This window comes from Stenotrophomonas terrae, from assembly GCF_039674165.1.
Classification (GTDB): domain Bacteria; phylum Pseudomonadota; class Gammaproteobacteria; order Xanthomonadales; family Xanthomonadaceae; genus Stenotrophomonas; species Stenotrophomonas terrae_A.
Genome location: NZ_JBDJMY010000005.1, coordinates 129,304 through 140,361, shown reverse-complemented (window position 1 = coordinate 140,361; position 11,058 = coordinate 129,304). Strand labels below are relative to the sequence as shown.

Below are 11,058 nucleotides of genomic sequence, written 5' to 3'. Positions count from 1 at the left end.
CTTGTTGTGGCGTGCCTGGCTCGGTTGGGGCGTTTTGGTTTTGTCCTTTGTCCGATCATGGCTCGGCACTACAGAAAAGCAGAAGGCGCGGATTGCTCCGCGCCTTCTTTGTTCAACTCACAAACCTGCGCTTAGAAGCGGGTCTTGAACTCCACACCCCACAGACGCGGCTCGTTGATGAAGCCGGTGAGGTTGTTGAAGTCGATGCCGCCGGTGGCGCGGATCTGGTTGGTGATGTTGCGGCCGTACACGGCCACGTCGTAATCACCATCGTTCCACTGGTAACCCACGCGCAGGCCGCCTTCCAGCAGCGACTTGCCGGTGAATTCCTTGGACTGGTACAGGAAGAAGTTCACTTCACTGCGGTAAGCCCAGTCGGTGAACACGTAGAGCTGGGTGCCATCGGCCAACGGCAGCGACCAGCGCGCGGTCATGTTGTGGGTCCACTCCGGTGCCTGCGGCAGCGAATTGCCGTTGATCAGCACCTTGCCATTGGCATCCAGCGGATTGGTCACGGTGCAGGAGAAGCAGCCGGCCACGCTCAGGTCGGCGTCCTTGATCTCGGTGTGGTTGTAGCCACTGCCCAGGGTGACCAGCAGGTTGTCGGTCAGGTAGGCCTGCAGATCCAGCTCGAAGCCCTTGCCCACGCTCTTGTCGGCATTGAGCAGGATATTGGCGTTGCCGGTGGAACCGCCGACGGCGGTGAGCTGCTGGTCCTTGACCCGGTAGTGGTAGACGCTGGCGTTCAAGCGCGCACGGTTGTCCCAGAAGTCGGCCTTTATGCCGGCTTCAAACGACAACACGGTTTCCGGATCGGCCACGGTCTTTTCGTTGAACGCGCCTGCCGACTGGATCGAGCTGCCGCGGAAGCCGGTGGCGACGCGGCCATAGACGTTGACGGTGTCATTGACGGCGTAGGTAGCCGAGAAATCCCAGTTGAACTTCTTGTCCTTGGTCGAGGCCGACAGGTAAGGATCAACCGCATCGCCGGCGGCGAAGGCTGCCTGCTGCGCGGCGAGCAGACCGGCCAGGTCGCACTTGGCCGACAGCACGCACGGCGAGAAACCGGTGTTCCAGTAGTCCTTGACCGTCAGATCCTTCTTGTCGATGGTGTAACGCGCACCGGCGCGCAGCTCCAGCTTGTCGGTAGCCTGGAAGGTCAGGCCGCCGAATACCGCCCAGGCATCATTGGTCTGGTTGATGCGCTGGAAGCCGTCCTGCTTGCTGCCGTTGGTGGTGTCGTAGCTGACGCTGTCGACGTCGTAATCTTCCTTGAAGTAGAACAGGCCGGTCTGCCAGTTCAGCGGGCCTTCGTTCTGCGATTCAAGACGCAGTTCCTGGGTCCACTGCGAGTGGCTGGGAATGCCATCGGCGGTTTCCGATGCGAACGGCACATCAGCGGTGAAGTACGGGCCCGAGGTACCGTCGATGTCGCCAACGCTGAAGGTGTCCACGGTTTCGTAACCAGTGATGGACGACAGCTTGTAGTTGCCCAGGTCCCAGCTCAGGCGTGCATTGGCGCCGCTGCTGTCCAGCTCGGAATGGTTGAGGCCGTCGATGGACACCTTGTTCTCATCGAAGCCGGGCACGAAATCGTTGCTGCCCTTCTTGAAGATGTTGCCGCGGAACAGACGTGCGGTGCCGTTGAGGTGACGCTTGTGCGCGCCCAACAGTGCTTCGAAGTTGTCGCCTTCGTACAGGAACTGCGCACGCACGGCCGACTCGTCATAGCCTTCCAGGCCGTCGTTCGGGCCCGGGCCGGTGTTCTTCACCCAGTCGTCGCGGCGCTGGTACAGGGCCGACACACGTGCCGACCAGCGCGCGCTCAATGCGCCGCCCACTGCAGCTTCCACGTTCCACAGGTTGTCGCTGCCGTAGCCGACCTTGCCGTAGCCTTCGAACTCCTGCGACGGGCGCACCGAGTCGAACTTGACCACGCCGGCCGGGGTGTTGCGGCCGAACAGCGAGCCCTGCGGGCCACGCAGCACTTCCACCTGCTCAACGTCGAAGATCGGGAAGCCCTTCAGGATCGGGTTTTCCTGCACGATGTCGTCGTACACCAGCGACACCGGCTGCGAGGTGTTCAGACGGAAATCGGTGTTGCCGTAGCCGCGGATGTAGAAGCGCGGGAACGCACGGCCGAACGAGGATTCGATGTTCAGGCTCGGCACGCGGCCGGACAGGTAACGCACATCGGTACCACCGGAGGCCAGCGCGTCGAGCTTCTCGCCGCTGACGGTGCTGATGGAAACCGGCACGTCCTGGATGTTTTCGACTTTGCGCGCCGCCGTCACCTTTACCGCATCCAGCGTGGATGCTTCCTTCTGGGCGGTGGTCGCGTCCTGCGCTGCAGCGGTGAAGGGCAATACGGCAAGAACGGCGACGAACAGCGGATGCGCTGCCGGCAAGCGGCGGCGAGCGGTACGGGTCGGGGACATGGCGAGACGGGCCTGTTGAGGAGAAATGGGAACTGCGCCTAGCACGGAATTGTTGCAGCACAACATTCGTATCGCAATCGTTCAGGTATTCATCGGCATGACGACTGTCAGGGGTGTGATGCAGTTCCGCCGCATAGACTGGCTTCCTTTCCCGCCCAGGCACACCGCCATGACCCAATGGTATTTCCATATTCCCGGCCAAGCCGACCGCGTAGGCCCCTTGGACGACGAGGCGGCGCGCCGCTTTGCCCAGGGTAGCCGCCAGGCCTTGGCCTGGCGCGAGGGCATGCAGGGCTGGCAGGCGGTCACCGAAGTCACCGAATTCGGCGGCCAGAGCAGCCCGCCCCCGATGCCGCCGCCGGTGGCTGGCAACCGCAACCAGGCTGACGATATCGATTTCCGCATCATCGGGCATGAGATGCAGTTTGTGGAAATCGAACTGGACCCGGGCGAGAGCGCGATTGCCGAGGCCGGCGCGCTGATGTTCAAGGATTCGTCCGTGCAGATGGACACCGTGTTCGGCGACGGCCGCCACGAGGGCCAGGGCGGCGGCTTCATGGACAAACTGATGTCGGCCGGCAAGCGGGTGATCACCGGCGAGAGCCTGTTCGCCACCTTGTTCACCCACACCGGCAACGGCAAGGCCAAGGTGGCCTTCGCCGCGCCCTACCCCGGCACGGTGCTGCCGATGAAGCTGGACCAGCACGGCGGCAAGCTGATCTGCCAGAAGGACAGCTTCCTGGCCGGCGCGCGCGGTGTGCAGGTTGGTGTGCATCTGCAGCGCAAGGTGATGACCGGCCTGTTTGGCGGTGAGGGTTTCATCATGCAGAAGCTCGAAGGCGACGGCTGGGTCTTCGTGCATGCCGGCGGCTGCGTGGTTGAACGCGAGCTGGTAGCGGGCGAGCGCATCGACGTGGATACCGGCTGCGTGGTGGCCTACCACGCCAGCGTGGACATGGACGTGCGCCGCGTGGCCGGCCTCAAGAGCATGTTCTTCGGCGGCGAAGGCGTGTTCCTGGCCACCCTGACCGGCCCCGGCAAGGTATGGCTGCAATCACTGCCGTTCTCGCGCCTGGCTGGCCGTATGTATGCCGCCGCGCCGCAAGGTGGCGGCCAAAACCGCGGTGAAGGCTCGGTGCTGGGTGGGCTGGGGCGTTTGCTGGATGGTGACAACAAGTTCTGATGGCGCGCTGGCGTCCGCAGCCCGGTCTCGCTGAGAAGTCCGGGCTACGGAACGCTGTTCGAGCGGCATCCCTGCACACCATCAGCCGCGCTCCGCGTACAGGCAAAGCCGTGCCTTGTCTGGCCCTGAAGCCGTGGCCATACTCGCCGCATTCATTTTCAGGGAAAGACCGCAAGCCATGGATGCGCAGGAAAATATTTACGCTCCGCCGCAGGCCTCATTGACGCAGGAAACCACTGAACCTTTGGGTCTGCCGCCGTTCTATGTGGTCTCCATCACCAAGCTGGTGCTGCTGTACGTGGCAACCTTGGGCTTCTACACGGTGTATTGGTTCTGGAAGCACTGGAGCCGGTATAAGCGCGAGAAGAAGCTGGACATCTGGCCGGTGCCTCGCGCCATCTTCGGGATCTTTTTCGCCAACAGCCTGAATCAGGAAATCGATCAATGGCTGCGCCGTTCAGGCCAGCGTTATAACTGGTCACCGGGCATGTGGGCAGGTGCTTTCATCTCTTCTGGGATTGCTGGCCGCATCATCAACCGCATCCCCGACGCCGTCCTGCCGCCATTGCCGGGTTTCGCGATCGGCATGCTGTTGATGGCGCTGAACGTGACCTCGCTGGTACAGGCACAGCGCGCGGCCAACCTCGCCAGCGGCGACCCCGACGGCCGCGGCAATTCCCGGCTCACCGCTGCCAACTGGGTATGGCTGGTGTTGGGCGCACTTTTCTGGATAGTCATCGGGCTGGGGATACTGGCAGTGTTGTGGGCGCCAGAGCTTTACGCAGGCTGATGCCGGCTGCCGATGGCAGCCCTGGTTAAACCAAACGTGAGCCTGCTGGCGGCCTTGCCAACACAAAGCGTTATGCTGGCGCCCTTTCCAAAGCCCCCTGTTCATCATGCGCAACGCCCGTCTGCTGCTGTCTCTTTCCCTGTTTGGCCTGCTGGCAGCCTGTGGCGGCGAGAACACCAAGCCCACCCCGCCGGCTGCGGTGCAGCCGACCACGCCGGTGCGGCCGGTCAAGATCGGCGTGGCATTGGGCGGTGGCGCGGCCAAGGGTTTTGCGCATATCGGCGTGATCAAAATGCTGGAAGCCAATGGTTTCGAGCCGGTGGTGGTGTCCGGCACCAGTGCCGGCAGCGTGGTCGGCGCCTTGTATGCCAGCGGTATGGACGCCTTCCAGATGCAGCAGAAGGCCGTCGCGCTGGATGAAGCCAGCATCCGCGATATCCGCCTGTTCTCCGGCGGCCTGGTGCAGGGCCAGAAGCTGCAGGACTACGTCAACGCGCAGGTCGGCAACAAGCGCGCCGAGCAGCTGAAAAAGCCGTTCGCTGCGGTCGCCACCCAGCTGGAAACCGGTGAGCGGGCGGTGTTCGTGCGCGGCAATGTCGGCCAGGCGGTACGGGCTTCCAGCTCCATCCCCGGCGTGTTCGAGCCGGTGATCATCGGTGGCAAGAGTTATGTCGACGGCGGCGTGGTCAGCCCGGTGCCGGTGGATGCGGCCAAGCAGCTGGGTGCCGAGTTCGTGATCGCGGTGGATATCTCCAGCCGCGCCACCGGCCAGCGCCCGACCGGCCTGCTGGGTGCGGTGGGCCAGTCGATCACCATCATGGGTCAGCGCCTGGGTGAGCAGGAACTGGCGCGCGCCGACGTGGTGATCCGGCCGGCGGTGCTGGATATCGGTGCTGCCGATTTCGAACAGCGCGGCCGCGCGATTCTGGAAGGCGAGAAGGCAGCGATGGCGGCGATGCCGCAGATCCGCGCTGGTATTGCACGCTTGCAGCAGGCGCGTGTGGCCGCCGTGCGCGGAGCCGATGCCCGCGCTGCGGCCATACAGGCAGAGGCGCATCAGCGCTGCCAGGACAGCCGCAGCCGCATCGAAAAGCTGCGCGGTGTCGAGAAGAACTGCAGCGCGCCGGCGCGCTGATGCTTGAAGCCCCTCTCCCTCCTGAGAGAGGGGTTGGGGTGAGGGTGCGAGCGAAGCAGCTTGCTTCGGATTCCATTGGCTTCGCCGCTTACCCTCTTCCGCCCCTGCGGGGCACCTTCTCCCGCAGGGAGAAGGAAGAGCCCTTACCGCCCCAACTGCGACAGCGGCAGCGCGCGGAACTCCTTGACCGTGCGCAGTACGAAGCTGGAATTGACGTCGGCCACGCCGGCCGCATTGAGCAGCTTGTCCAGCAGGAATTCCGAGAAATGGTCCAGGTCGCGTACGTAGACCTGCAGCAGATAGTCCATGTCGCCGGTGAGCGCGTGGCAGGCCACCACCTCATCCCATAGCTGCACCGCCTGCACGAAATGATCGATCGCCGCCTGCCCGTGCTTGGACAGCTGCACGCGGACGAAGGCCTGCAGGCCCAGCCCGATCGCGCGCGGCTCCAGGCGTGCGCCGTAACCGGCAATCACCCCTTCCGCTTCCAACCGCTGCACCCGCCGCAGGCAGGCCGAAGGTGAAAGATTCACCCGCGCCGCCAATTCCGCGTTGGTGGCACGGCCATGCTGCTGTATTTCGACAAGAAGCCGCAGATCCGTGCGGTCAAGGTTCACCGAAGCCATCTTTGTTGCTCCGCAGCATTGAATGGACGCAACAATATTGCGTCAGAAGCCCCTCACTCCGCAATTACGCACACCTGTTGCGCGGCAGGCTTCCTACCATGCGGTTATCTATTCCCTTCAGGAGCTGCCGCCATGGAAGCCCACCCGCGCCGCGTCGAACACCAGCAGACCGACAAGGGCTACGTGCCGGTCTATACCACCGCCGTGGTGGAGCAGCCCTGGGACAACTACAGCGCCGACGACCACGCCACCTGGAGCACGCTGTACCAACGCCAGCGCGAACTGCTGGTCGGCCGTGCCTGCCAGGAGTTCCTCGATGCCCAGGACGAGATGGGCATGAGCGAGCACATGATTCCGCGCTTCGACCAGCTCAATGAAGTGCTGGGCGCGGCCACCGGCTGGACCCTGGTCGGGGTCGAAGGCCTGCTGCCGGAACTCGACTTCTTCGATCACCTGGCCAACCGCCGCTTCCCGGTGACCTGGTGGATCCGCCGCCCCGATCAGATCGACTACATCGCCGAACCGGACCTGTTCCACGACCTGTTCGGCCACGTGCCGCTGCTGATGAACCCGGTGTTCGCCGACTACATGGCCGCTTACGGCCGTGGCGGCGTCAAGGCCCACGCCATCGGCCCGGACGCGCTGCAGAACCTGACCCGCCTGTACTGGTACACGGTGGAGTTCGGCCTGATCAACACCGCCGACGGCCTGCGCATCTACGGCGCCGGCATCGTCTCGTCCAAGGGCGAATCGCTGTACTCACTGGAATCGGCGGCGCCGAACCGCATTGGCTTCGATCTGGAGCGGATCATGCGCACCCGCTACCGCATCGACACCTTCCAGAAGACCTACTTCGTCATTGATGGTTTCGAGCAGTTGATGGCCGCCACCGAGCCGGACTTCACCCCGATCTACGCACGTCTTGCAGATGCCGAACATCTGCCGGCAGGCGATGTGCAGGCCGGTGACACGGTATTCCAACGCGGCAGCGGCGAAGGTTGGGCGGACGGTGGCGACGTCTAGGCCGCACCGCCTTGCCGGAACAGAAGAAGCCGCCCGAGGGCGGCTTTTTCGTCTGCGTCCCACCTGGCCCGGATAAGCAACGCGCACCCCGGGCTTTCCAAAGCCTGTAGCTCACTGCACCGCTTTTCCCGCTGCAGCCTTGGCCACCCGCCGACCGCCGTACTTGCGGTCCAGGTAGATGCCAATGACCACCGCCACCAGCAACGGTGCCGCCCACGGGAACAACTCGATCAGCGCCGCCGGCACCGTGGTGTGGCTGTGCAGCCACTGCCACACCGGGCGCATGCCGATACCGAGGAATGCCACATGGGTAGCGATGCCGGCGCCCAGGATCGACTGGTAATGCTGGCGGAATGCCCAGTCCGGGCGCGATGGTCCACGGCGGGCGAACTTCAGCATGCGCCAGCCCACCCACAGGCCAATCGACGAGAAGCCCAGGAACAACGGCTGACGGTGGTGGATACCAGTGGCCACAACCACCAGCGCCAGGATCACCATTGGCCACAACGCCAGATGCCAGCCCGGCCGCGACACCAGCTGCTTCCAGTCGCGCTTGTCGGTGACCGCACGCCACGCCAGCCACGTCGCGTTGCCGGTGATTGCCATCAAGTAGGCCAGGAACAATGCCGACAGCGGCTGCTGGCGGAAGAACGCGAACTGGACGGTGATAGGCAGAGCGGTGACCACGATCACCGCCATCGCAACCAGATAGACCTTGCCCAGCGCGCGATGCCGCGGCGAGCCCTTCTTCATGAACGCCGCCGACCAGAAGCCGATCAAGGCGACCACGCCAGCAAGCACATGTAGCGCGACGATCAGGGAATATCCAGGCATGACAGCGATCTCTTCAAGGGCGGCCGGCGGAATGCGATGACCTGCAGCCAGAGTGCGTGAGCCACTGCGGCTGCGGCAGTTGCGGCAGTCACTGATCCACCCTGCCGGAAGTCACTTTCTGCTCCGCCCCTCTTGCTGCTGAGGCCTGCGGCCAGCAGCATGCACGCATGGAAATCACTCCCCGTTCGCGCTGGCACAGGCTGCTGCACCCGCTCAACCTCGCCGGCCTGCTGACCTGGCTGGCAGTAGCCGCGACCCTGCCCTACGGCTCCGCCGAGCAGCTCGCGCTGCGCTGGGGCAGCGCCCTGCTGTTCCTGCTCGCCTTTCTGTTTGCCGCCAGCTATGAGCGGCCCTCGCCACAACGCAGCGTGGCATTGCTGGTCGAGGCACTGGCGGCGCTGGCGGTGATCCGCCTGGGCGCCAGCAGCGGCGTGGCGCCGGCCCTGCTGGTGATGCTGGCCGCACAGGTGGCGATGAGCTGGCCGTTGCGCATCAGCTTGGTGGTGATGCTGCTGGTCAACCTGGGCATGTACCTGGTCCTGCGCGGCATCCACAGCCATCCTGCCGCAGTGGTGCTGATCTTTGCCGGCTTCCAGGCTTTCGCCATGCTCACCACGCATTACGCGCGCAGCGCCGAACAGGCCCGCGACCGGCTGGCACAGGTCAATGCCGACCTGCTGGCCACCCGCGCCCTGCTCGCCGAAAGATCCCGCGACATGGAACGACTGCGCCTGTCGCGTGAGCTGCACGATGTGGCCGGGCACAAGCTCACGGCGCTGAGGTTGCACCTGCGCGCGCTTGCCGCACACGCCGATGCCGCACCCGAGCTGGCCTTGTGCGAACAACTGTCCGCCGAGCTGCTGGGCGATATCCGCGCGGTTGTGCATTGCCTGCGCGACAGCGGCCAGCTCGACATGGACACCGCCCTGCATGCCCTGGCCGCACCGCTGCCGCGCCCGCGCCTGCAGCTGCAGTTGGACGATGACGTGCAGGTCAGCGATACCGCCAAGGCCGAAACCATCCTGCGTTGCGTGCAGGAAGCCCTGACCAACAGCGCCCGCCACAGCGATGCCCGGATGCTGCAGGTATCGCTGCAGCGCCGCGACGGCCTGCTGCTGTTGGCGATGGAAGATGATGGCCAGCTGCGTGGCGAGCCGCGCGCAGGCAATGGGCTCACCGGCATGCGCGAGCGGGTGGACGAACAAGGCGGCAGCTTGCAGTTGCAGCGTGCCGCTTCCGGTGCCTTGCAGATTCGTGTGGAATTGCCGGCATGAACGCTTCCCCACGCATTGCCCTGGTCGACGACCAGGCCCTGATCCGCGCCGGCCTGCGCGCCTTGCTGCAGCAGCTCGGCATCACCATCGTGTTCGAAGCCGACAGCGGCGAAGCCCTGCTGGAACAGCTCCCGCAGCAGCCGGTGCAGCTGATCCTGTCGGATATCCGCATGCCAGGCATGGACGGCATCGAGGCCTTGAAGACCCTGCGTGCGCGCGGCGATCAAACGCCGTGCGTGTTCCTGACCACCTTCGATGAGAGCGACCTGCTGCTGCGGGCCACCGACGCCGGCGCACAAGGCTTCCTGTTGAAAGATGCCGCACCCGAGGACCTGCATGAGGCAATCACGCGAGCCATCGCCGGGCAGACCCTGCTGCAGCCGGTGAGCACCGACGCGGTGCGCCAGCGCTATCGCTACCACGCCGATGACGCGCCCAAAGAACTGTTCAGCCAGAAGGAAGTGGCTGTGCTGCGGCTGATGGCCGGCGGCTACAGCAACCGCGAAATCGCCGGCAGCCTGTTCCTGGCCGAAGGCACGGTGAAGAACTACGTCTCGGCCATCCTCGACAAGCTCGACACCCGCGACCGCACCCGCGCGGTGCTGAAGGCGATCACCCTGCGGGTTATCTAGCACCGCCCCAGTGCCGCCTTTTTATTCGTTAGTGCCGAGCAATGCTCGGCAGGGACTCCACCCACAGCCCATCCGCCGTTTTGGGAGCGGCATAAGCCGCGAAGCCCATAAACCATCAGATTGCGGAGATATCGGTTATTCCAGCATTGCCAGCTTCGCGGCTGAGGCCGCTCCTACAGGGCACTGTGGCCGGAAAGCCCTTGCCGAGCATGGCTCGGCACTACCCTAAGCAGAGCCCAAGCCAAAGTTACGCCCTCCAAGCCCGCCGCCGAGGCCGAGCTGCTGCTGGAACTGCACAAACGCCATGCGCGCTGAGCCCCGCCACCCGGCCCCGGCCCTGAATACCGGGCGCAGGGCGCGGTTTGCCGCAGCATGTAAAATGACCAATTTTTAGTCAGGACCATGGCGAAAGCATCCGAACGGGCGCCCGTTCTGGGCCCGGCGTTCATTCGCCTGCTGGCCCGTTTCAATGACGAGGGAACATCCCCTGCGGCACCTGCGGTGCCGGAGCGGCTGGCGCAGTGGTTCGACTGGAACCGCGCCATCACCCTGTCCAAAGCGCTGGACAACCTGCCGCCAGCGCCAGAGCCCGGCGCCACCTACGACCCGGCCCAGGATGCTGAATACGCACAAGTGCGGGCCAGGCTGAGCGCTGCCACACAGGCCGAGATCGACCTGAGCCCGCCGCGCAACCCGTCGCCCGCCGATCTCGAGCTGCCGCCCGGTTTCGCCCCCTACCGCCAGCACTATCTGACGCAGCAACGCGCCATGCAGACCGCCAGCGGGCGCCTGCGCGGCCGCCTGCGTGACATGCTGGCCCGCCAATCCCCGGCCAAGGCGCGCCTGGCCGAAGTCGACGCGGTGATGGAGGCTACCCTCAGCCCGCGCGAACATACCCTGCTCTCCCATGTGCCGGTGCTGCTCGGCCTGCACTACCAACGGCTGTACGACACAGTCGCGCACGACCCCGACGATGCCCCGGCATCGGAACCCCCGGCGGCACCCACCGGCCCTTGGCTGGCCACGTTCCGGCAAGACCTGCGCATTGCGCTGCTGGCCGAACTGGATGTCCGTTTCCACCCCATCGATGGCCTGCTTGCAGCGCTACGCACCCGGTAATCCG

10 protein-coding genes are annotated in these 11,058 nt (G+C 64.8%); 7 read left to right on the top strand and 3 right to left on the bottom strand.

Annotated features, from left to right (window positions below; all coding sequences use genetic code 11):
- Window positions 1-131: 131 nt before the first annotated feature.
- On the bottom strand, window positions 132-2,438 hold the full coding sequence (locus tag ABE493_RS03935; protein ID WP_346497481.1) for a TonB-dependent receptor: 2,307 nt from the start codon (window positions 2,436-2,438) through the stop codon (window positions 132-134).
- A gap of 169 nt (window positions 2,439-2,607) precedes the next feature.
- Here ABE493_RS03935 and ABE493_RS03930 point away from each other — a divergent pair, with 169 nt between their 5' ends.
- The 3 genes from ABE493_RS03930 to ABE493_RS03920 all read left to right on the top strand — a co-directional run bounded on the left by ABE493_RS03930 (window position 2,608) and on the right by ABE493_RS03920 (window position 5,546).
- Window positions 2,608-3,621: a TIGR00266 family protein gene (locus tag ABE493_RS03930; protein ID WP_346497479.1), complete on the top strand. Its 1,014-nt coding sequence runs from the start codon at window positions 2,608-2,610 to the stop codon at window positions 3,619-3,621.
- A 178-nt stretch (window positions 3,622-3,799) separates the two neighbouring features.
- Entirely contained in the window at window positions 3,800-4,411 is a 612-nt protein-coding gene (locus ABE493_RS03925) for a hypothetical protein (RefSeq protein ID WP_346497477.1), read from the top strand.
- Between the two features lie 106 nt (window positions 4,412-4,517).
- Entirely contained in the window at window positions 4,518-5,546 is a 1,029-nt protein-coding gene (locus ABE493_RS03920) for a patatin-like phospholipase family protein (RefSeq protein WP_346497475.1), read from the top strand.
- A 143-nt stretch (window positions 5,547-5,689) separates the two neighbouring features.
- Here ABE493_RS03920 and ABE493_RS03915 read toward each other — a convergent pair whose 3' ends face one another.
- Window positions 5,690-6,172 (bottom strand): Lrp/AsnC family transcriptional regulator, encoded by a 483-nt coding sequence (locus ABE493_RS03915; protein WP_282271903.1) that lies wholly within the window; start codon window positions 6,170-6,172, stop codon window positions 5,690-5,692.
- Window positions 6,173-6,304: 132 nt separating this feature from the next.
- Between ABE493_RS03915 and phhA the strand changes: the two genes are divergently transcribed.
- Window positions 6,305-7,195, top strand: coding sequence for a phenylalanine 4-monooxygenase (phhA, locus tag ABE493_RS03910; RefSeq protein WP_346497472.1), 891 nt, complete (start codon window positions 6,305-6,307; stop codon window positions 7,193-7,195).
- A gap of 111 nt (window positions 7,196-7,306) precedes the next feature.
- Here the strand turns inward: phhA and ABE493_RS03905 are convergent, their stop codons facing one another.
- Window positions 7,307-8,029, bottom strand: coding sequence for a hypothetical protein (locus tag ABE493_RS03905; protein ID WP_346497470.1), 723 nt, complete (start codon window positions 8,027-8,029; stop codon window positions 7,307-7,309).
- A 167-nt stretch (window positions 8,030-8,196) separates the two neighbouring features.
- Here ABE493_RS03905 and ABE493_RS03900 point away from each other — a divergent pair, with 167 nt between their 5' ends.
- The 3 genes from ABE493_RS03900 to ABE493_RS03890 all read left to right on the top strand — a co-directional run bounded on the left by ABE493_RS03900 (window position 8,197) and on the right by ABE493_RS03890 (window position 11,054).
- Entirely contained in the window at window positions 8,197-9,303 is a 1,107-nt protein-coding gene (locus ABE493_RS03900; RefSeq protein ID WP_346497468.1) for a sensor histidine kinase, read from the top strand.
- Window positions 9,300-9,935, top strand: coding sequence for a response regulator transcription factor (locus ABE493_RS03895; protein ID WP_346497467.1), 636 nt, complete (start codon window positions 9,300-9,302; stop codon window positions 9,933-9,935). The genes ABE493_RS03900 and ABE493_RS03895 overlap by 4 nt, the downstream gene beginning before the upstream one ends.
- Before the next feature lie 402 nt (window positions 9,936-10,337).
- Window positions 10,338-11,054, top strand: a complete 717-nt coding sequence (locus ABE493_RS03890; RefSeq protein WP_346497465.1) for a DUF3348 domain-containing protein — start codon at window positions 10,338-10,340, stop codon at window positions 11,052-11,054.
- Window positions 11,055-11,058 lie beyond the last annotated feature (4 nt).